23 protein-coding genes are annotated in these 20,480 nt (G+C 66.0%); 16 read left to right on the top strand and 7 right to left on the bottom strand.

Translation table 11 applies throughout. The annotated features are described in order from the left end of the window. Positions 1 to 5: 5 nt before the first annotated feature. Positions 6 to 1,607 carry an urea ABC transporter permease subunit UrtB gene (urtB, locus tag AC1DIN_RS25270; protein WP_476811741.1) on the bottom strand — a complete coding sequence of 534 codons (1,602 nt, stop codon included), beginning with the start codon at positions 1,605 to 1,607 and terminating at the stop codon, positions 6 to 8. A 221-nt stretch (positions 1,608 to 1,828) separates the two neighbouring features. Continuing rightward, on the bottom strand, positions 1,829 to 3,124 hold the full coding sequence (gene urtA, locus AC1DIN_RS25265; RefSeq protein WP_441470363.1) for an urea ABC transporter substrate-binding protein: 1,296 nt from the start codon (positions 3,122 to 3,124) through the stop codon (positions 1,829 to 1,831). Positions 3,125 to 3,773: 649 nt separating this feature from the next. Between urtA and rnr the strand changes: the two genes are divergently transcribed. From rnr to AC1DIN_RS25235, 6 genes are all read left to right on the top strand, one after another. Beyond that, on the top strand, positions 3,774 to 6,065 hold the full coding sequence (rnr, locus tag AC1DIN_RS25260; protein WP_476811740.1) for a ribonuclease R: 2,292 nt from the start codon (positions 3,774 to 3,776) through the stop codon (positions 6,063 to 6,065). Then, positions 6,065 to 6,511: a DUF983 domain-containing protein gene (locus AC1DIN_RS25255; protein WP_476811739.1), complete on the top strand. Its 447-nt coding sequence runs from the start codon at positions 6,065 to 6,067 to the stop codon at positions 6,509 to 6,511. The genes rnr and AC1DIN_RS25255 overlap by 1 nt, the downstream gene beginning before the upstream one ends. Further along, complete coding sequence (locus AC1DIN_RS25250) at positions 6,508 to 7,242, top strand: NUDIX hydrolase (protein ID WP_476811738.1); 735 nt, start codon at positions 6,508 to 6,510, stop codon at positions 7,240 to 7,242. The genes AC1DIN_RS25255 and AC1DIN_RS25250 overlap by 4 nt, the downstream gene beginning before the upstream one ends. Positions 7,243 to 7,407: 165 nt before the next feature. Further along, positions 7,408 to 7,575, top strand: a complete 168-nt coding sequence (gene rpmG / locus AC1DIN_RS25245) for a 50S ribosomal protein L33 (protein WP_038367996.1) — start codon at positions 7,408 to 7,410, stop codon at positions 7,573 to 7,575. Positions 7,576 to 7,928: 353 nt separating this feature from the next. Then, complete coding sequence (locus AC1DIN_RS25240) at positions 7,929 to 8,204, top strand: hypothetical protein (protein WP_476811737.1); 276 nt, start codon at positions 7,929 to 7,931, stop codon at positions 8,202 to 8,204. Positions 8,205 to 8,376: 172 nt separating this feature from the next. Then, a complete protein-coding gene (locus AC1DIN_RS25235; protein ID WP_476811736.1) occupies positions 8,377 to 8,535 on the top strand; it encodes a hypothetical protein in 159 nt (52 codons plus the stop codon). A gap of 446 nt (positions 8,536 to 8,981) precedes the next feature. On the opposite strand, the gene AC1DIN_RS25230 is transcribed toward AC1DIN_RS25235, so the two are convergent. Further along, a complete protein-coding gene (locus AC1DIN_RS25230; RefSeq protein ID WP_476811735.1) occupies positions 8,982 to 10,358 on the bottom strand; it encodes a PleD family two-component system response regulator in 1,377 nt (458 codons plus the stop codon). An 18-nt stretch (positions 10,359 to 10,376) separates the two neighbouring features. After that, on the bottom strand, positions 10,377 to 10,748 hold the full coding sequence (locus tag AC1DIN_RS25225) for a response regulator (protein WP_441470415.1): 372 nt from the start codon (positions 10,746 to 10,748) through the stop codon (positions 10,377 to 10,379). 129 nt (positions 10,749 to 10,877) lie between these two features. Between AC1DIN_RS25225 and AC1DIN_RS25220 the strand changes: the two genes are divergently transcribed. Continuing rightward, the gene (locus tag AC1DIN_RS25220) at positions 10,878 to 11,168 is read left to right on the top strand and encodes a DUF3572 domain-containing protein (protein ID WP_476811734.1); all 291 of its coding nucleotides are present in this window, start codon (positions 10,878 to 10,880) and stop codon (positions 11,166 to 11,168) included. Beyond that, positions 11,165 to 12,514: a DNA polymerase IV gene (locus AC1DIN_RS25215; RefSeq protein ID WP_476811733.1), complete on the top strand. Its 1,350-nt coding sequence runs from the start codon at positions 11,165 to 11,167 to the stop codon at positions 12,512 to 12,514. The genes AC1DIN_RS25220 and AC1DIN_RS25215 overlap by 4 nt, the downstream gene beginning before the upstream one ends. Here AC1DIN_RS25215 and AC1DIN_RS25210 read toward each other — a convergent pair. Next, positions 12,471 to 13,331: a cell envelope integrity EipB family protein gene (locus AC1DIN_RS25210; protein WP_476767226.1), complete on the bottom strand. Its 861-nt coding sequence runs from the start codon at positions 13,329 to 13,331 to the stop codon at positions 12,471 to 12,473. The two genes, AC1DIN_RS25215 and AC1DIN_RS25210, sit on opposite strands and share 44 nt — an antisense overlap. A gap of 194 nt (positions 13,332 to 13,525) precedes the next feature. Here AC1DIN_RS25210 and AC1DIN_RS25205 point away from each other — a divergent pair, with 194 nt between their 5' ends. The 8 genes from AC1DIN_RS25205 (at position 13,526) to AC1DIN_RS25170 (ending at position 19,277) form a co-directional block, all read left to right on the top strand. Then, complete coding sequence (locus AC1DIN_RS25205) at positions 13,526 to 13,999, top strand: RidA family protein (protein WP_441470373.1); 474 nt, start codon at positions 13,526 to 13,528, stop codon at positions 13,997 to 13,999. Further along, positions 13,999 to 14,775 carry a glycerophosphodiester phosphodiesterase family protein gene (locus AC1DIN_RS25200; RefSeq protein ID WP_476811732.1) on the top strand — a complete coding sequence of 259 codons (777 nt, stop codon included), beginning with the start codon at positions 13,999 to 14,001 and terminating at the stop codon, positions 14,773 to 14,775. The genes AC1DIN_RS25205 and AC1DIN_RS25200 overlap by 1 nt, the downstream gene beginning before the upstream one ends. Next, positions 14,772 to 16,010: a GNAT family N-acetyltransferase gene (locus tag AC1DIN_RS25195; protein WP_476811731.1), complete on the top strand. Its 1,239-nt coding sequence runs from the start codon at positions 14,772 to 14,774 to the stop codon at positions 16,008 to 16,010. Before AC1DIN_RS25200 ends, AC1DIN_RS25195 begins: the two co-directional genes overlap by 4 nt. Further along, positions 16,003 to 16,779, top strand: a complete 777-nt coding sequence (locus AC1DIN_RS25190; protein WP_476811730.1) for a 2'-5' RNA ligase family protein — start codon at positions 16,003 to 16,005, stop codon at positions 16,777 to 16,779. Before AC1DIN_RS25195 ends, AC1DIN_RS25190 begins: the two co-directional genes overlap by 8 nt. Before the next feature lie 87 nt (positions 16,780 to 16,866). Continuing rightward, complete coding sequence (locus AC1DIN_RS25185) at positions 16,867 to 17,295, top strand: HIT family protein (protein ID WP_476811729.1); 429 nt, start codon at positions 16,867 to 16,869, stop codon at positions 17,293 to 17,295. Positions 17,296 to 17,357: 62 nt separating this feature from the next. Continuing rightward, on the top strand, positions 17,358 to 17,828 hold the full coding sequence (locus AC1DIN_RS25180) for a carboxymuconolactone decarboxylase family protein (protein WP_441470378.1): 471 nt from the start codon (positions 17,358 to 17,360) through the stop codon (positions 17,826 to 17,828). 69 nt (positions 17,829 to 17,897) lie between these two features. Next, positions 17,898 to 18,365 carry a carboxymuconolactone decarboxylase family protein gene (locus tag AC1DIN_RS25175; protein ID WP_441470379.1) on the top strand — a complete coding sequence of 156 codons (468 nt, stop codon included), beginning with the start codon at positions 17,898 to 17,900 and terminating at the stop codon, positions 18,363 to 18,365. A 21-nt stretch (positions 18,366 to 18,386) separates the two neighbouring features. Beyond that, the gene (locus tag AC1DIN_RS25170; RefSeq protein ID WP_476811728.1) at positions 18,387 to 19,277 is read left to right on the top strand and encodes a sigma-70 family RNA polymerase sigma factor; all 891 of its coding nucleotides are present in this window, start codon (positions 18,387 to 18,389) and stop codon (positions 19,275 to 19,277) included. Here AC1DIN_RS25170 and AC1DIN_RS25165 read toward each other — a convergent pair. Together AC1DIN_RS25165 and AC1DIN_RS25160 are read right to left on the bottom strand one after the other, a co-directional pair. Next, complete coding sequence (locus AC1DIN_RS25165) at positions 19,274 to 19,636, bottom strand: AzlD domain-containing protein (RefSeq protein ID WP_441470381.1); 363 nt, start codon at positions 19,634 to 19,636, stop codon at positions 19,274 to 19,276. The two genes, AC1DIN_RS25170 and AC1DIN_RS25165, sit on opposite strands and share 4 nt — an antisense overlap. Then, positions 19,633 to 20,358 carry an AzlC family ABC transporter permease gene (locus AC1DIN_RS25160; protein WP_476811727.1) on the bottom strand — a complete coding sequence of 242 codons (726 nt, stop codon included), beginning with the start codon at positions 20,356 to 20,358 and terminating at the stop codon, positions 19,633 to 19,635. The genes AC1DIN_RS25165 and AC1DIN_RS25160 overlap by 4 nt, the downstream gene beginning before the upstream one ends. Positions 20,359 to 20,480: the final 122 nt, after the last annotated feature.

Here is a 20,480-nt window from a genome sequence, read left to right as displayed (position 1 = left end):
GGTGATCATGCTTCCACCGCCCTGCCCTTGAGCGCGAACAGTCCGCGCGGTCGCTTCTGGATGAAGAGGATGATGCAGACCAGCAGCGCGATCTTGCCGAGCACGGCCCCGGCATAGGGTTCGAGCAACTTGTTGGCGACGCCGAGCGTCATGGCGCCGACCAGCGTGCCCCAGAGATTGCCGACGCCGCCGAAGACCACCACCATGAACGAGTCGATGATGTAGCTCTGGCCGAGATTCGGACTGACATTGTCGATCTGCGAGAGCGCAACACCCGCAAGCCCGGCGACGCCCGAGCCCAGCCCGAAGGTCAGCGCGTCGATGCGGCCGGTGCGGATGCCCATGGCCGAGGCCATGCGCCGGTTCTGGGTGACGGCGCGCATCTGCAGGCCCATCGGCGTCAGCTTGAGGATGGCGAGCAGCGCGGCGAAGACCAGCCCAGCAAAGACGATGATCCAGAGTCGGTTATAGGTGATTGCCAAACCACCAAGTTCGAATGCGCCCGACATGAAGGCGGGCGCGCCGACCTCGCGGTTGGTCGGGCCGAAGGCTGTGCGCACCGCCTGCTGCAGGATCAGGCTGATGCCCCAGGTTGCGAGCAGCGTCTCCAGTGGGCGGCCGTAGAGGAAGCGGATGACGCCGCGCTCGATGGCGATGCCGACCGCACCGGCGACGATGAAGGCCGCCGGGAGCGCAATCGCCAGCGACCAGTCGAACAGCCAGGGCGCATTGGTGCGGATCAGCTCCTGCACCATGAAGGTCGTGTAGGCGCCGAGCATCACCATCTCGCCATGGGCCATGTTGATAACGCCCATCACGCCGAAGGTGATGGCGAGACCGATGGCGGCGAGCAGCAGCACCGAGCCGAGCGAAAGGCCGTACCAGAGGTTCTGGGCGACGGCCCAGAGCTTCAACCTGCCCTCTATGGCAGCGACCGCCCTGCTCTGCGCATCCCGGAGCGTCGGCGTGATCTCTCCGGAGAGGCTGCGCAGCGCCGCCAGCGCATCCTGATCGCCGCGCTCGCGCAGCACCTCGACGGCCGCGACCCGGTCGAGCGGCTGGGCATCGGGCTTGGCGATCAGGATCGCGGCCTGGGCCTGGCGCAAGGCGGCGAGCGCGCGCGGATCGGTCTCCTTGCCGATCGCGGCCTCGACGATCGGCAGCAGGCCAGCATCGCGCGACTTGAAGACGGCCTCCGCCGCGGAGATGCGCTTGCCCGGATCGGGATTGAGCAGGGTCAGGCCGCCGAGCGCGGCCTGGACGGCGCGGCGCACGGCGTTGTTGAGGCGCACCGTCTTCAGCCCCTCGGGAGCGGCGGTCAGCGCCCTTCCGGTACGGGCATCGACAAAGCCACCCGCAACGGTCTTCACCACCACGCTGCCCGGTCCGGCGAGCAGCCGCCCGTCGCCGAGCGCCTCGACGATCAGCGCGGCATTCGGATGGGCGGTCGAGGCCAGGATCTCGATCGCGCGGGAGGTATCGGAATAGCTGTCCGCCGCGAGCCGCGTGAAGGCTTCATCGGCCGTCTGCGCGAAGGATGCGACCGAGGCGGCGAGGAGCGCCACGAGGATGACGGTCGCGTGCTTGAGGCGATGGAAGATGAGCATCGGGCCGGTTCGCCTCACGCTTGGTTCAACCTCAGCCCTCATCCTGAGGAGCCGCGCAGCGGCGTCTCGAAGGATGCTTCCAGCGCTCTCTGGATCATCCTTAGAGACGCGAGCCCTGCTCGCTCCTCAGGATGAGGGCCCGATCTGAAATAGGCCGCTCGTCGAGCCACGAATGAAGGGCGGCCGGGATTTTTCCCGTGCCGCCCTTCCCCCTCATGATCTCAGACGGCGCCGCACTTGCCGGTCTTGACGTTGAAGTTGCCGCACTTCTTCTCAACCCAGTCGCCGATCAGGTCCTTGGAGCCGTCGAGTTCCTTCGACCAGGCATCGCCGGGGACAAGGCCGCTGGTCTTCCAGACGACGTCGAACTGGCCGTCTTCCTTGATCTCGCCGATGAAGACCGGCTTGGTGATGTGGTGGTTCGGGAGCATCTTCGAGATACCGCCGGTCAGGTTCGGCGCCTCGATGCCCGGCAGCGCGTCGATGACCTTGTCCGCGTCGGTGCTCTTCACCTTCTCGACCGCCTTCACCCACATGGCGAAGCCGACGACATGGGCTTCCATCGGGTCGTTGGTGACGCGCTTCGGGTTCTTGGTGAAGGCCTGCCACTGCTTGATGAAGGCCTCGTTCTCCGGCGTCTTGATCGACTGGAAGTAGTTCCAGGCGGCGAGATGGCCGACGAGCGGCTTCGTGTCGATGCCGGCAAGCTCCTCCTCGCCGACCGAGAACGCGACCACGGGAATGTCGGTCGCCTTGATGCCCTGGTTGCCCAGCTCCTTGTAGAACGGCACGTTCGCGTCGCCGTTGATGGTCGAGACCACGGCGGTCTTCTTGCCGGCCGAGCCGAATTTCTTGATGTCGGAGACGATGGTCTGCCAGTCGGAATGGCCGAAGGGCGTGTAGTTGATCAGGATGTCCTCGGGCTTCACGCCCTTGGACTTGAGATAGGCCTCGAGGATCTTGTTGGTCGTGCGCGGGTAGACGTAGTCGGTGCCGGCGAGCACCCAGCGCTCGACCTTCTCCTCCTTGGCGAGATAGTCGACGGCGGGGATCGCCTGCTGGTTCGGCGCGGCACCGGTATAGAAGACGTTGCGCTCGCTCTCCTCGCCCTCGTACTGCACGGGGTAGAACAGGATGTTGTTGAGCTCCTTGAAGACCGGCAGCACCGATTTGCGCGACACGGAGGTCCAGCAGCCGAAAGTGGCCGCAACCTTGTCCTTGGTGATCAGTTCGCGTGCCTTCTCGGCGAAGAGCGGCCAGTTCGAGGCGGGATCGACGACGACGGCCTCGAGCTTCTTGCCAAGCAGGCCGCCCTTCTTGTTCTGCTCCTCGATGAGCATCAGCATGACGTCTTTCAGCGTCGTCTCGGAGATGGCCATCGTGCCCGAGAGCGAATGAAGGATGCCGACCTTGATGGTCTCCTGCTGCGCCGCCGCCGGCAGATGGGAGGATCCGAGGAAAGCGGCGCCGGCCAGAGCCGTGCCGAGGAATTCGCGACGATTGCTGTTCACGGACATCTCCGAAGGATGTTTGTTGGCGGCGCCCCTCGACGCCGGCAGGCCTCCCTGGCCCGGAAGCGACGTTCGCAAGGGCCGTGCCAATCGCACGCAACGTCAGCCGGCTGACGCAAATCTCTGCCGCGAGACGCGCCCTTGAGGAATTTCCTGCGATCATAAGCCAACGCCGCGCAATCATCGGGCTTCAGGCGGTAATTTTGGCTATTTCTTGGTCAAATCTCCTGCCGCATGTTTGTGCACCGCACCATCTGCCCGCAATTTCATCGACGGACACGGGCTTTCCTTTGACGGGCACAGCTTTTTTTTTGGCATTTACGAGTCGCAGAGAATCGCCTTAGCCTCATCTTCGTCGGTAACAACTGAAAGGAGGTGATCCAGTGTCTCATTGTCATCAACCGCTGGTGCAGGGCGGCTGGAGCTGGACCTCTTCTTGCTGGGGTACTTGTTCCGCGTGAGTTTTCGCACCTTTGATCCGGCTCGCTGGATCGCGGTTCGACAATGGAAGGGCTGTCCGAAAGGACGGCCCTTCTTCTTTTGATCTCGCGAATGCTGGCGCGAGCCCAAAAGGCGTGGCAGACAGGCGGGGTGACCTCCTTTCCCAGCCTTTACCCGTCGAGTACCAGCATTGTCCGTTCCTGAACCGAGCCGCGTGGCAATCCTCGACTTCATCGAGGAGGAGCGCGCCGCCGGCCGCGAGGTCGGCCGCCGCGAGATCGCCAAGGCCTTCGGGCTGGACCAGGGCGGCAAGATCTGGCTGAAGCGGCTGCTGAAGGAACTTGCCGAGGAAGGCGAGATCGGCGGCGACGGCAAGGATCGCCCGGTGCATCCGCGCGGTGCGCTGCCTCCCGTGCTGCTGTCCGAGATCAAGCGCCGCGACCGCGAGGGCGACCTCGTCGCCCAGCCTCTCGAATGGGACGAGGCGGAAAGCGGTGCACCCCCGCACATCCTGGTCGAGCGCGTCCGCGACGGACGACGGAAACCGAACGCAGCGGCCCCGGCACCCGGCGTCGGCGATCAGGTCATCCTGAAGCTGACCCGGCTGAGGGGCGTCGAGGGCTTCGCCTATTCCGGCCGCGTGCTCAAGATCATGGGCAAGGCCAGGGCCGCCGTGCTCGGCATCTTCCGGGCCCTGCCCGACGGGTCGGGCCGGCTGGTGCCGATCGACAAGAAGGCGCAGGGGCGCGAGGCGATCATCCCCAAGGGCCGCACCGGCGAGGCCGAGGATGGCGACCTCGTCTCGGTTTCGCTGCGCCGCGAGAGCCGCTTCGGCCCGCCAGAGGCGCATGTGCGCGAACGGCTGGGGTCGATCAAGTCCGAACGCGCCGTCAGCCTGATCGCGATCCACGCCCACGGCATCCCGCATGAATTCCCGCCGGCAGCCCTTCAGGAAGCGGCGGACGCACCGACCGCGACGCTGAAGGGGCGCGAGGACTGGCGCGAGCTGCCGCTCGTCACCATCGACCCGGCGGACGCCAAGGACCATGACGACGCGGTCCATGCGGCGCCCGATGAGGATCCGTCCAATCCAGGCGGCTTCGTCGTCACCGTCGCCATCGCCGATGTCGCGGCCTATGTCCGGCCGGGCTCGGCGCTCGATCGCGAGGCGCTGCAGCGCGGCAATTCGGTTTATTTCCCCGATCGCGTCGTGCCGATGCTGCCGGAACGGATCTCGAACGACCTGTGTTCTCTTCGCGAGAATGAAGACCGCCCGGCTATGGCGGTGCGGCTCGTACTCAAATCCGACGGATCGAAGAAGAGCCACTCCTTCCATCGCGTGCTGATGCGCTCGGCCGCCAAGCTCTCCTACCAGCAGGCGCAGGCCGCCATCGACGGCAAGCCGGACGGGAAGACCGGACCGATCCGCGAGAGCGTGCTGATGCCGCTCTGGGCGGCCTATGGCGTGGCGGCCCGCGCCCGCGACCAGCGCCAGCCGCTCGATCTCGACCTGCCCGAGCGCAAGTTGATCCTGAAGCCCGACGGCGCGGTCGAGCGCGTGATCGTGCCGGAGCGATTGGCGGCGCATCGGCTGATCGAGGAGTTCATGATCCTCGCCAATGTCGCGGCGGCCGAGACGCTGGAGAAGGCCGGGAGCCTGCTGGTCTATCGCTGCCATGACGAGCCTTCGCTCGAGAAGATGCGCGCGCTCGGCGAGGTCCTGGCCTCGATCGGCATCAAGCTGCCGAAGGACGGGGCGCTCAGGCCCGTGCTGTTCAACCGCATCCTGGCGATGATCAAGGGTTCGGAGAACGAGACGCTGATCAACGAGGTGGTGCTGCGCACGCAGGCGCAGGCCGAATATGTGGCCGAGAATTACGGGCACTTCGGACTCAATCTGCACCGCTATGCGCATTTCACCTCGCCGATCCGCCGCTATGCCGATCTGATCGTCCACCGCGCGCTCGTCACCGCGCTCAAGCTCGGCGATGATGGCCTGCCGAAGAACACGACGCTCGCCGAACTGCGCGAGGTAGCGACCCGCATCTCCGCCGCCGAGCGCCGCGCCATGGCGGCGGAGCGCGAGACCACCGACAGGCTGATCGCACACTTCCTCGCCGATCAAATCGGCGCGAGCTTCGACGGACGCGTCGGCGGGGTGAACCGCGCCGGGCTTTTCGTGAAGCTCAACGACACCGGCGCCGACGGTTTCATCCCCGCCTCCACTCTCGGGGGCGACTATTACCGCTATGACGAGGCTGCCCATGCCCTGGTCGGCGAGCGCACCGGCGAAAGCTGGCGCCTCGGCGACAAGGTGCACGTCAAGCTGGTCGAGGCCGCCCCCGTCGCAGGTGCGCTGCGCTTCGAGCTGCTCTCGGCCGGCAGAACTGTGGCGACTGGCCGCGCTGGCAAGCGCCGCGGCGGCGCGCCATATGGGGAAAGCCGGCCGGCGACCTTTGGCAAAAGGGCCAAGCCGGGCCGGGCCAAGCCCGGCAAGAGGCGGTGATGAGCGTCCAGATCCACAGCGCGGAAACGCATGTCGAGGCCCGCGACTGGCGCGAAGCCGTGGCGCGCGGGCTGAAAGGCCGCTGCCCGCATTGCGGGCAGGGCCGGCTGTTCCGCGCCTTCCTGAAGCCGGTCGATGCCTGCGAAGCCTGCGGCGAGGAGTTGCATCATCAGCGCGCCGACGACCTGCCGCCCTATATCGTCATCACCATCGTCGGCCATATCGTGGTCGGCGGCATCCTGCTCGCTGAGAAGTACGGCGACTGGCCGATGTGGTGGCACATGGCGCTCTGGCCGGCGTTGACGCTGATCCTGTCCATCGCCCTGATGCAGCCCGTGAAGGGCGGCGTCGTCGGCCTGCAATGGGCCGTGCGCATGCACGGCTTCGGCGGCGAGCCCGACCGGCCCGAACGCCAGCCCCTGCCCTCACCTGGACCGCGCCCATGACCGATCATACCGTCACCCTGACCCAGGCCGAGCGGGTCCGTACCACGGTCAACCTGCGTCCGAAGGACGCCGCCACCATGCTGATCCTCGACAGGAGCGGCGCGCGCCCGAAGGTGCTGATGGGCAAGCGCCATCCGGGCCACAAGTTCATGCCGGGCAAATACGTCTTCCCCGGCGGGCGGATCGACGAGGGCGATCGACGCATGGTCGCCACCGGGGCAGTGCCGCAGATCTGCGAAGACCGTCTCGGCAAGCGCTGCCTGCGCCCCAGCGCCGGCAAGGCGCGCGCGCTGGCGCTCGCCGCGATCCGGGAGACCTTCGAGGAGACCGGGCTGCTCTTCGGCTCCGACGAATTCGGCACGCCCGAGAACCCGCCGGCCGGCAGCTGGAGCGACTTCGCGGCGCAGGGCATCTTTCCCGATCTCTCTGCCGTCACCTTCGTCGCCCGCGCAATCACGCCGCCGCGCCGCCCGAAGCGCTTCGACACGCGCTTCTTCACGATCGATGCCTCCGCCGTCGCCAAGAAGATCGACGGCGTGATCGGACCCGATTCAGAACTCGTCGATCTCGTCTGGGTCGACTTCGACGAGGCCAAGGCGCTCGACCTGCCGACGATCACCACGGTCATCCTGCAGGATGTCGAATCGCGCATAGCCGGCGGCTTCGCGCCCTATCTGCCGGTGCCGTTCTATTGGGAGAAGCGTGGCAGCTTTGTGCGTGAGGAACTCTGAAAGCCCCGGTTTTCCGCCCCGGGCGCCGGCTGCGTCATCAGATCGTCTTTCTTTCTTGACTTCGCCGGCCCTTTGCGGCATCTCCCACGCCGACGGTTTGCCGGGTTCGCCCGGCCATTTTCTTTTCCGAGGGCCCTGCGGCCCGCATGGTTCGAGGATAGACCCATGGCCAAGGCCGTGACGATCAAGATCAAGCTGCTTTCGACCGCAGACACCGGTTTCTTCTACGTGACGAAGAAGAACTCGCGCACGATGACTGAGAAGATGTCGAAGAAGAAGTACGACCCGGTCGCGCGCAAGCACGTCGAGTTCAAGGAGACCAAGATCAAGTAAGGCACAGCCTTACCGATCCGGTCGACAAAGAACCGCCCTTTCGGGCGGTTTTTTGTTGCCTGCACGTCAGCTGTATTTCTGCCGGCTGAGCGGCTCAGCTATCATCCCGCCGGCTCGGCCGGCGAAGCACCGCGGGTCACATTTCAAGCGGAAGATGCGTGAGATCGGCGATCAGCCATGACAACAAGCCCGTGCCGATCATCAGCACGGCCACCAACACGGCCTGGACCATAACGCTACACCGCCCCCGTTTCCCGCGCGGCAATAGCTAGAATTTTAACGATTTGTAAATGAATTTATTTGGCAGAATCGCGCTCATGAAGGCTGCATGACGCCAGTGGAGGCAGCCCGACATGGATGAACTCTCTGAAGCCGGGCTGGATCTCGAGCTCCGCGAATTCGGCAAGCGATTGGATTCGCTACTGATCTCCCGCGGATGGAATCCCCGAGCACGGCGGAGCCCGCGTTCGAGCTTCGAGTTTTCGGCGAAGCGGTATTCGCCGGACACTGTCCACATCGTCCTGGACGCCGTCATGCCGGAAGCCGCAGCCAAGGAAATCATGGCCCTCGCTCTCCGGCACGGCCTGGCCGAACCGACCAAGCAAGACGCGCCGCCCGAGCCCCGCTGAACGAAGCGGCTCGCCGTGCAACCGCTCTGCGCGCACCTCAGTGCGTTCAGTCGCGCTCCACCCCGCTTCGCAGCGGGGTCATTGACTCTTCCAGGAAAGCCCCCACCTGTTGCGCTTTGCGCCGTCGCCCGGATGTCGAGCCGGGATAGCAGAATAGCGAGGCCCGAACGGCATGGTGCGACAGTTGCTGAAGCTGCTGGTCGAGATTGATTCCTCGCGCTTCCTGACCACACGCGTCGGCGCCGCGATCGGCGTGCTGGCTTTGCTCGCGGCCTTCGGCGCTGCAGGGTACTGGTTGCCGGCGGCGATCTCGGGCTATCTCTACCGCTGAAGCGGCAGCTCCAGAAACAAGGTGGCCGGCCGGCGGCGGTTCTGAGGAGGCCAGAATTCCGTCACCGACCGGCCGAGCCCTTCGGTTACCCAGGAGATGCGGCGGACCCGAGCTCCCGAGGGGCGTTCCGGAGCGGTCACCGGGACCGCTGCGTTGCAACGACCCTTACAATGCAACGTATCCGAATCAATCAAATCCAACCGATTCCCCTGCGTTCATCGATCGTTAACCCTACCGGCTAATCTTAAATTTCCGCGCGACGCAGCTGACTCTACGGCAATTCCAGAAACAACTTCAGATCGTTGCCGATTTTTGTTCACGCACTGCCTTAGCATTTTGCCGGAAGTGCCCTCATGTCGCAGATCACCGCCGTCGAGGGCAGCCAGACAAGGCCCGCCAGGCGAGCCCCAACGTCCATCGACCTGGCTTGAGCGAAGCTTGGTCGCCTACGCGGCGCTTGCCGCGACGACGCGGTTGCGGCCGCCAGCCTTGGCCCGATAGAGGGCGTCATCGGCGCGCTTCATGATATCGGCCGAGGAGGCGTCCCCGGCTCGGCGGTTCGCGACGCCCACCGAAACCGTGACCCTGATATCGTGCGTATCGCTCTGGATCGCGAAGGGCTCGCTTTCGACCCGCTCGCGAATGCGCTCCGCGACCTGGCAGGCGGCATCGCGCCCTGTATCGGGCAGGACGACGACAACCTCTTCGCCGCCCATCCGAGCAACGAGATCGATACCGCGGGTGCAGGCGCGGACGCGGTTGGCGAACTCGCGCAGCACCTCGTCGCCGGCGTCATGCCCCCAGCTGTCGTTGACAGCCTTGAAGTGATCGACATCGAGCAGAAGGATCGAGAGCGAGCGGGCACGCAGCGCCGACTCGTCGAACATCATGGCGAGCCGGCTGGTCATGAAGCGACGATTGTGCAGCCCCGTGAGCTGATCCATCACGGCCATCTCCATCGAGGACTGCACGCTGTCGCGCAGCCGCTCGGTGAAGCGCTTCCGGCGCACCTGGGTACGAACCCGGGCGAGCAATTCGTTGCGGTCGATCGGGCGGAGCAGGAAGTCATGCGCGCCGATATCGAGACCGCGCAGGATGCGGGCGCGATCCTCGGCCTCCCCCATCAACAGCACGGAGATGTTGCGCGTGCGCTCCAGCGAGCGCAGCTGGCTGCACAGGCGCAAGCCGTCCTGGTCCTGCAGGTCGAGGCTGATGATGACGCTGTCGAAGCCGCCCTCGGCAGCCCGCTGCGCAGCCTGCTGGGCATCTTTCTCGACCTCGACGGCATGGAAGGCCGAGAGCGCGCTCTGAAGCCGCTCGACCACGCTGGGCCGGTCCTCGACCAGCAGGATGCGGCCATTGAGCCCTGTTTCTGCTGCGGCGGCGGCCAGCGGATCCGCCATGCCAAGCCGGACCGAAGCAACGGCACGGCCGCGCAGCTCGTCAGTCATCTCCTTCAGCCGCGCCAGGCTCCGCACCCGGGCGAACAGCGCGGCATCGTCGAGCGGCTTGGTCAGGAAGTCGTCGGCGCCGGCATCGAGCCCCTGCAGGCGGTCTCGCGGCTGATCCAGCGCGGTGACCATGACGATCGGAATATGCGCGGTCGCCGGCGTGCCCTTCAGATAGCGGCAGACCTCGAAACCGTTCATGCCGGGCATCATGACGTCGAGCAGGACGATGTCTGCCTCGCCGCGCTCACAGATCGCAATCGCGTCCGCGCCGTTCAACGCCGTCACCACGCCGAAGTACTCTGCCGAGAGCTTGGCCTCGAGCAGCTTCACATTGGCGACGATGTCATCGACGACGAGGACGCGGGCAGTCATGGAACGCTCTTGCGCGGCTCAGGCGGCGCCGGCATAGGCGCGGACGGTCTCCAGGAACTTTGCAACCGAAATGGGCTTGGAGAGATAGGCCTCGCAGCCGCCCTCCCGAATCCGCTCCTCGTCGCCCTTCATGGCAAAGGCCGTGACGGCCACCACGGGGATCGACTTGAGGTCGTCGTCCTCCTTGATCCATTTGGTGACTTCGAGCCCGGAAACTTCCGGAAGCTGGATATCCATCAGGATCAGCGCCGGATGGTGCGTCCGCGCCAGCTCGATGGCTTCGATGCCATCCGACGTCTTCAGGGTCGCATAGCCATGCGCCTCGAGAAGATCGTTGAAGAGCTTCATGTTGAGTTCGTTGTCTTCGACGATCAGAACCGTCTTCATCAGGCCGCCCTTCATTTGCGCCAGGGATGTCCGCCGCCAGGCAGCGGTCTTCCCAAAATGGCGGCGTCGTTCGATGATTGCTATCACGCGAGCAGTTGACGAAACGCAAACCGGATACGCGACTCCCAGGCCATGGCACCACGACTGACCACCGAGGACGCAGAGACACTGGCGCTACGCGCCCTCGGCTTCCTGGCCGCCGAACCGGAACGGATCGAGCCGTTCCTGAGCGCAACCGGCCTCAACCCGGCCAATCTGCGCTCCGCCGCGAGCGAACCCGGCTTCCTCGCAGCCGTGCTCGACCATATCGCAGGAAGCGATTCGCTCCTGCTCGAATTTGCCGAAAATTTAAGGCTGAATCCGGAAATCATCGGCGAGGCGCGCCGCCTGCTGGCCGGGCCGGAGCCGGACGACTTCTCTTGACCGCGAATCCCCTTTCGCTGCGCAGCCTGTGCCGCGACTGCCTGGCGGATCACGAGGCGGCAGGGCCGCTCCGGCGCTGCCCGGCCTGCGGCTCGCCGCGCCTGATCCGCCACGCCGAGCGCGACACGCTCAGCCTCGCCCATATCGACTGCGACGCCTTCTACGCGACGATCGAGAAGCGCGACGAGCCGAGCCTGCAGGACAAGCCGGTGATCGTCGGTGGCGGCAAGCGCGGCGTGGTCTCGACCTGCTGCTACATCGCCCGCACCTTTGGGGTGCGCTCGGCGATGCCGATGTTCAAGGCGCTGAAGGCCTGTCCCGAGGCGGTGGTGGTCAAGCCGAACATGGCGAAATACGTCACCGTCGGCCGCGAGGTCCGGCAGATGATGCGCGAGTTGACACCGCTGGTCGAACCGCTCTCGATCGACGAGGCCTTCCTCGACCTCGGCGGCACAGAGCGTCTCCACCACGCCAGCCCGGCCGTGACTCTGGCGCGCTTCGCCAAACGCATCGAGGCAGAGCTCGGCATCACCATCTCGGTCGGCCTGTCCTATGCAAAGTTCCTGGCCAAGGTCGCGTCCGACCTCGACAAGCCGCGGGGCTTCTCGATCATCGGCCGAGGCGACGCGGTCCCATTTCTGGCCGACAAGCCGGTCAGCCTGATCCCCGGCATGGGGCCGGCGAGCGTGGCGAAGCTGGCGGAAGGCGGGTTCAAGTTGATCGGAGACCTCCGCGAGGCGCCGGTCGAAAAGCTCTTCCGCATCGCGGGCAAGGACGGCCCGCGGCTCAAGAACCTCGCCAACGGCATCGATCCGCGCGAGGTCACGCCCGAGCGCGAGACCAAGAGCGTCTCGAGCGAAACCACGCTCGACATCGATCTCTCCGCCTTCGACGAGCTGGAGCCGATCCTGTGGCGGCTCTGCGAGAAGACGTCGAAGCGACTGAAGGCGCAGGAACTCGCCGGCCGGACCATCACGCTGAAGCTGAAGACCGCGGACTTCCACACCATCACCCGCGCCACGCGGCTGCCAGAGCCGACACAGCTCGCCGCCCGGCTCTTTACCGCCGGGCGCGACCTGCTGAAGCGCGAGTGCAACGGCCCGCGCTACCGGCTGATCGGCATCGGCACCAGCGATTTCAGTCCGCCTGCGGAGGCGGACCATGGTGACCTCGCCGATACCGCGACGCCGCGCCTCAAGGCGATGGAAGGCGCGCTCGACAAGCTGCGCGCCCGCTTCGGCGACGAGGCGATCGGCAAGGGGCTGAGCCTCAGGCTGCCGGAGCGCCGATCGTCCAATCCGGCTATTTCACGCAAGCTTCCTGAGGAAGAAGATCCAGACGCGTGAGCGTGCCGCGTAGTGCGAAGCTGCCATAGTCGAGCTTGATCGCGCCGGTGACGCCGTTTTCGTAGAGCTCGAACGATATCGAATAGGACGGCGTCGATTCACCCGAGTCGACCTTGAAATAGGAGATTGTCACTGGCCAACGCGCCATCTTCTCGAATTCAGGACGCTGCAGCGGCTTTTCGGATGGCTCGCTCTCGATGCGCTTCCCGATGACCGAGAGCGTGTCGTAGACCTCCTTGCCCGAATTGGCGCCGTCATAAAGCCGCACGTTGAGGGTGTGCTTGCCAGTGCGCGCGGCCTGGATGACGGCCTTCATCTGGGCATTCGGGAACAGCGCATCGGCGCCGTCGCGATGGATTTCGGCCTTGGGCTGGCGCAGCTTCACCTCATAGCCGCCGCTGTTCTTCTCGGCAGTGCCGTCGACGGTTTCTGGTGTGGCGCCGCCCGAGGAGCTTTCGGTCTTGAAGCGATAGCTTGCGCCGTCGCCTGCCTCGAAGCTGGTCGTGCGCGCATCGATGACGCGTGGCCCCGCTTCAGTGCCGAGCTGCGTCACCTGCCGGAACGACAGGGCGTAGCCCTCACAGGCGTCGCCGGTGAACTCGAAGGCGATGCGGCCCTTGGCCGTCTCGATGTTGCCGGATGGCTTGGCGTTGTCGAGGACAAGGTCGTAGACCGCGCGATGCGGCGCGAGCACCACCCGGTCCGGCGCGGGTTGCGCCGCATTTGCCTGCGCCCAGGCCGGCCCGCCGGCCAGCATCAGGGCTGCGATACCGACCTGTCTCGCATGGGCCGCGAGCCTCAAACCTGTGTCGTTCATGCGCCGCTTTCCGTTCGATCCTCGATGGAAATCTAGGTGCATTGCGGCAATGGCGCAAACATGGCGATGAGCCCGCTTCCTGACGCCGCATCACCCCTGCTGGCGTCGCATGCCGCAATGCTTGCGGGCCGTCCGGGCTTCGGCCATGAAAGACCAGTCTTGAAAGACCCTGCCTCGCTCGCGGAGCCATGCCCATGAACGTCGTCGAAACGCGCCTCGCCGAACTCGGAATCACCCTGCCGAGCCCGGCTGCTCCCGTCGCCAACTACGTCCCCTATGTCATCACCGGCAACCTGCTGATCATCTCGGGGCAGATCTGCTTCGGCCTCGACGGCAAGCTTTCCGACAAGCACAAGGGCAAGCTCGGCGCTGAAATCTTCAACGAGGCCGGCCTCGAAGCGGCGCGGCTCTGCGCGATCAACGTTCTGGCCCAGGCCAAGGCGGCGCTCGATGGCGATCTCGGCCGGATCGTGCGCTGCGTGCGTCTCGGCGGCTTCATCAATGCCGCCCCGCATTTCGCGGCCCTGCCGGCGATCATGAACGGCGCCTCCGATCTCATGGTCGAAGTGCTCGGCGACAACGGCCGCCATGCCCGCTCGACCGTGGGCGTCGCCGAATTGCCGGCCGACGCCGCCGTCGAGGTCGAGGCGATGTTCGAGATTCTCTGATGGCACAGGGTTCCAACAATGCCGGCCGGCCCGACCTGGGCTGGCTGGTCGCGCGGCCGATCGCGCATCGCGGCCTGCATGATCTCGCTGCTGGCGTTATCGAGAACAGCTCCTCGGCGGCGCAGGCTGCGATCGCCGGCGGCTTCGGCATCGAGTGCGACGTCCAGCTCACCGCCGATGGCGAGGCGGTCGTGTTCCACGATTTCGTGCTCGACCGGCTGACGGGTGAGAGCGGTGCTGTCGTCGAACGCAAGGCCGAGGTGCTCTCCGCCATCACGCTCAAGGGCAGCGGCGACCGTATCCAGACCTTGTCGGCCTTCCTCGACCTGATCGGCGGGCGGGTGCCTGTTGTCATCGAGATCAAGAGCCGCTTCGACGGCGATCTGGCGCTGACGCGCCGGACGGTCGAGGTCGTCGCCGGCTACCGGGATCATCCGATCGTGATCAAGTCCTTCGATCCCGCGATCGTGACCGCTCTGCGCGAGATTGCGCCGGAGATTCCGCGCGGCATCGTGGCGATGAACGCCTATGATTACGGGGACTACGACAAGCTCTCCGCGGAACGGAAACATGCGCTGGCGAATCTGCTGCATTTCACCGAGAGCCGGCCGCACTTCCTGTCCTGGAAGGTCACGGACCTCGAAAGCGCCGCGCCCTATCTCTGCCGCAACGTGCTCGGGCTGCCGCTGATGAGCTGGACCGTACGCACGCCGGAGGATCGGCAGCGGGCGGCGAGGTTCGCCGACCAGATGGTCTTCGAGGGCTTTCGTCCTTGAGCAAACGCGAGAGCGACGATCTGATCGTTCGCGTCGCGACCTCGCTCAAGGCCGTAGCTGCAGGCGCATGGAACGCCTGCGCCAACCCTCTCGCCTTGCAGGACGCCGTCTCGGCGCCCTGCCCCGCCGATGCGGATGGTGGCATCGACCGGGACAACCCCTTCGTCAGCCATGAATTCCTGACCGCGCTGGAGGAAAGCGGCTGCACCGGTGGCCGCAGCGGCTGGTCGCCAGCCTATCTCCTTGTGGAGGATAGCGCGGGCGAACTGCTCGCCGCCGCGCCCAGCTTCCTCAAGAGCCACAGCCAGGGCGAATACGTCTTCGACCATGGCTGGGCCGATGCCTATGAACGCGCCGGCTGGCGCTACTATCCCAAGCTCCAGGTCGCGGCGCCCTTCACCCCGGCGACGGGCCCGCGCCTGCTGGTTGCCGACGGGCCGCGCGCTGCCGAGGCCCGCGCAGCCTTGATCGCCGGGCTGGAGGCGCTGCGGGGGCAGACGCAGGCCTCCTCGGTGCATGTCACCTTCGCGCAGGAACCGGATGTCGCCGCGCTGAAGCAGGCCGGATATCTCGAGCGCAACGATCTGCAGTTCCATTGGCAGAACGAAAGCTTCGGGAGCTATGACGACTTCCTGGCGACGCTCGCCTCGCGCAAGCGCAAGGCCCTGAAGCGCGAGCGGCGCGAGGCACTCTCGGCCGGTATCACGATCGAGGCGCTGTCGGGCTGCGACCTGACCGAAGCGGTCTGGGACGATTTCTTCGCCTTCTACCAAGACACCGGCTCGCGCAAATGGGGCCGGCCCTATCTCAACCGCGCATTCTTCTCGCGCGTCGGCGCGGCGATGGGCGAGCGCATCGTGCTGATGATGGCGAAACGCGCCGGCCGCTACATCGCCGGCGCCATCAACTTCCGCGGCGCCAACACCCTCTACGGCCGCAACTGGGGCTGCATCGAGGACCATCCCTTCCTGCATTTCGAGGTCTGCTATCATCAGGCCATCGATTATGCGATCGCGCATGGGCTTGCCCGCGTCGAGGCCGGAGCGCAGGGCGAGCACAAGCTGGCGCGGGGCTATCGGCCCGTCATCACCCACTCCCTGCACCATATCGCCGATCCCGGGCTCCGCCGGCCGGTCGCCGCCTATCTGACGCAGGAGCGCGAGCAGATCGCCGCCGCACAGGCCGCGCTCGCGGCCGAAACTCCGTTTCGCAAGACGGGAATGCTCGATGAATGACGCGGTGACGTTCGCAGCGGCGGCAGATCAGTCGATGTTCTGCCGAGATGCCGAACTCGGCTATCGGCGCAGCCTGACCGATTTCTCCGCTCCGCTGCTGCTCGATGATAGCTACAGGCTGGCGCATCTGCCGCTGGTGGCACCGGAGCATCCGCGCGTGATCGCCCGGCGCGAAGGCAAGTTCTACGAGATGGGCCGGCATCCGCGGGTATTCTCGCTGGTGCTGCCGGTTCATGATGCCGCCCTGCAGACATCGGCCGCCTTTCGCGCCTTGGAAGAAGAGCTCAGGACCGCGCCCTTCGCCGACAAGATCGCCTGGGAGATCCTGCCGAAGCGGCGCGACAAGCTGCACGCCACGGTGTGCGGCTCGCTCGGGATCGAGGAACCGCCAGCGATCGCACAGGCCACGCGCGACGCGCTCGCCCAGATCGAGCCCTTCGCCGTCGAGTTGCGCGGATTGTTCTCCGGCAACGTCAACCGCGGCCGGCTCTATCTCGCCGTCTATCCCGAGAGGCGCGATGACGCGAATATGCTGCAGGCGGTGCAGGGTGCCTTCGGGCGCCCTCCCGGCGATCTCTGGCTCGTTGGCCTCTACAACCTCCGGGATGATCTCGATGCCGCCGAAACGGCAGCGCTGGCTGATATCGTCGCGCGCTGGTGGGACCAGCCGCTCTTGCGTTTGGACGTGACGGCGCTGCAGGTGATGAGCGCTGGCGACGACCTCGTTCTCGACGGTGCCGTCGAGGAGACATTGTCGCTGGGCGCCTGACGCGGGCGAGACCCGCCTCCCCGGCCTTGACGCCCTTGCGTGGGGGCCACAGGTTCAGCGCTCCGCTTCCAAGCCATCGGAACCGCCATGACCGCCTATGATCCGTCCAACGTCTTCGCCAAGATCCTGCGCGGCGAGCTGCCTTCCCACACGGTCTATGAGGATGCCGAGACGATCGCGATCATGGACATCATGCCGCGCGCCGAAGGACATGTGCTGGTGCTCCCGAAGATTGCGTGCCGCAACGTCTTCGACGCGCCGGCAGAAGCGCTGAATGCCGTCGCATTGACGACCCAGAAGCTGGCGCGCGCCGTCAAGGCCGCCTTTGCCGCCGAGGGCGTCACCATCCAGCAATTCAACGAGGCGGCCGGCGGCCAGGTCGTCTTCCATCTCCATGTCCACGTCATGCCACGCTTCGACGGCGTGGCGCTGCGTCCGCATACGGGCGCGATGGAGAAGAACGAGGTGCTCGCCAGCAATGCCGAGAAAATTCGGGAGGCCCTGAAAAAAATCTGAGGGGCATGTCACAAGGGGCCTGGCTGCCTCGTCTTGTCGTCATCAACCGATGGAGAAAGACCATGAGCCAACGCCTCAATGCCTTCCAGGTCGCCCCCGGCGCGATCGAAGCGTTGCTGAAGACCCAGAATTACGTCAACGAGAGCGGGCTGGAGCACAGCCTGCTCGAACTGGTGAAGATGCGGGCGTCGCAGATCAACGCCTGCGCCTATTGCCTGCACATGCACTCCATGGATGCCCGCAAGGCAGGGGAGAGCGAAGCCCGGCTCTACCTGCTCGATGCCTGGCATGAATCCGACCTCTACACGCCGCGCGAGAAGGCCGCACTCGGCTGGACGGAAGCGCTGACCCGTCTTTCGGAGGGCAGCCCGAGTGACGAGGCCTTCGCCGGGCTGCGCGCCCATTTCAGCGAGAAGGAGTGCGTCGATCTCTCGCTCTCGATCGCCACGATCAACGCCTGGAACCGGATCAATGCCGGCTTCCGCTCGCGCCACCCGGCCGACCGTGCGCGCAAGACCGAAGCCGCCGCCTAAGCAGGTAACGTGCCTCCTGCCGGCGGGCTTCGCCCGCTGGCCGACACCTGTCCCACAGCGAGAACCACCATGAGCAAACGCCTCAACCCCTATACGACAGCGCCGGAGACGATGAAGCCACTGATCGCGCTCGAAGCCGCGATCAAGGAGTCCGGCCTCGAACACAGCCTGATCGAACTGGTGAAGATGCGGGCATCGCAGATCAATGGCTGCGCCTATTGCCTGCACATGCATTCGGCCGACGCCCGCAAGGTCGGCGAAAGCGAGGCGCGGCTCTATCTGCTGAGCGCCTGGCGCGAATCCGCGCTCTACACGCCGCGCGAGCGCGCCGCGCTGGCCTGGACAGAGGCGTTGACGCTGCTGCCGCAGACCCATGCGCCCGATGCCGATTACGAGGAGGCCTTGCGCCATTTCAGCGGGGAGGAGATGGTCAAGCTCACGTTGCTCATCGGCACGATCAATGTCTGGAACCGGATCGCGGTCGGCTTCCGCTCGCATCATCCGAACGACAGGGCACCCAAGGTCGACGCCGCCTAGGATCCGCACTCACAGGATTGCATGACGGACGTCACCGCCGCCGGCTTCGAGACCCACCGGTCCTATCTGACCCGCCTCGCCTACCGCATGCTCGGCTCGCTCAGCGACGCCGAGGACGTGGTGCAGGACGCCTGGCTGCGCTGGCACGATTCCGCGCCGGAAGCGCTGGCGAATCCGCGCGCCTGGCTCGGGCGCGTAGTCACGCGGCTCTGTCTCGACCTAATGAAATCGGCTACGCGGCGGCGCGAGAACTATGTCGGCGCCTGGCTGCCCGAGCCGCTGATCGAGGAGATCGGCGGCACCGCGAGCAGTGACGAGGGCCTCGACGTTCCCTATGTGCTCCAGCTCGCGCTGGAGCGCCTTTCGCCGCTCGAACGCGCCGCCTTTCTGCTGCACGACGTGTTCGACCTGCCCTTCTCCGAGATCTCCGAGACGCTCGGGCGCAGCGAGGCCGCCTGCCGGCAGCTCGTCTCGCGGGCACGCCGGCATGCAAGGCAAGAGGGTCCGCGCCACCCGCTCTCAGCCGAAGAGGCGCGTCGCTATGCCGTCGCCTTCTTCGAAGCGGCCCACAGCACCGACCCCACGAGCCTGAAGGGCTTGCTGGCGCAGGATGCAGTGCTGCATGGCGATGGCGGCGGCAAGGCGAGTTCGGTGCTCAACCCGATCTTCGGCAGCGAGAAGATCGGCCGCTTCTTCGCCGGCCTCGCCCGCAAGCCGGAACGGCAGGGCTTCGTCCCGCGCTACGAGCCGGTGCTGATCAACGGCATGCCCGGCTATATCAGCATGGAAACCGACACCGCGCAGGCGCTCGTTCTCGACATCCGCGACGGGCAGGTCCAGGCGATCTACGTCATTCGCAACCCGGACAAGCTCCGCCCTGTGCGGGATCGGCTCGACGCCGGAAGGGGCTAGGCCGCCCCGAACAGCCAGACGCCGCCGACCAGCACGACTTCACCGACCAGAACGGCCAGCATCATCCGGCGGCGGCTGACGGCCATCACGGCCGCGGAGGCGGCGAGCGCAGCGACCCGTACGAACAGCGGCGCATAGGCCAGCGCGCCCGGTGGTGTGACCATCAACTTGGCAACGATGCCGGCAAGCAGCGCCGTCGCGACCGCCCTCACCCATTCGAGCAGCGGCGAGTCGGCATCGAGCCCACGCGCGAAGCCGACGGCGAGCCAGCGCCAGATCTCGGTCGGCAGCACGGCGAAGAGCATCAGCGCGAGATAGGGCCAGAGCGGCCCGTCGAGCAGGGCGATCGGTTGGGTCATGCGGCCGCCTTGCGCTTGCGGCCCACCATGAAGGCGATGCTGCCGGCGATGAGCCCGGCGACGATGAGGTCGAAGCCGCCACCGATGAAGCGCTCGCAGAGCGGCGCGAGCGCCAGCCCCAGAACCAGTGCGGTGACGTCGCCGCGATGGCGTAAGCCAGCCGTCAGCGAGACCAGGAAGAAGATCGGCGTCAGGCAGAGCAGTCCGGCTGCAAAGGGAATCGGCAGGGTGTCGAGCAGGTAGTAACCGGCGAATGTGCCGACCGAGCTCACCGCCATGCAGGTATTGGCGAAGCCGAGGAAATAGGCCACGCGCTGGTGCACCGGGATGCCCGGCAGGCGGCGCAGCCCCTCGGTCCAGGCCGTCACTGCGACGTAGTGCGAAAGAAAGAGCTGCTGCCAGATGCTCTGACCGGGCCGGCGCAGCAGCGGCAGGATCGCCATCGTCATCGGCAGGAAGCGCAGCGAGGCGAAGGCTACCGCGATCGCGATCGCGCTCCAGGCGGCGCCGGCAGCGATGGAGGCGAAGAACAGCACCTGCGAAGGGCCGGCCCAGACGAGAATAGTCGAGAGTACGGCGACCTCGACCGGGTAACCGACGTCACGGGCGAGCGAACCGATACCGATCAGCCCGAAGCCGACGATCCAGGCCGGGAGCCGCAGCGCATCGCTCACACCGGCCAGCGCGACGCGCTGCCAGCTCCAGTCGGCGGATACGCTCATGGGATCATCGCTGCGAGCAGCCTCGGGGAAAGCAAGACGGCCCGTGCAGAGCGCACGGGCCATTCATCCCCTATGGCTTACCTCGCAAGGGCCCGCCAAGCTTCCGGAAGGAGGAACGGCCC

It is taken from the genome of Allobosea sp. 05T438 (assembly GCF_056396025.1).
This window is presented reverse-complemented; position numbering and strand designations above follow the sequence as displayed.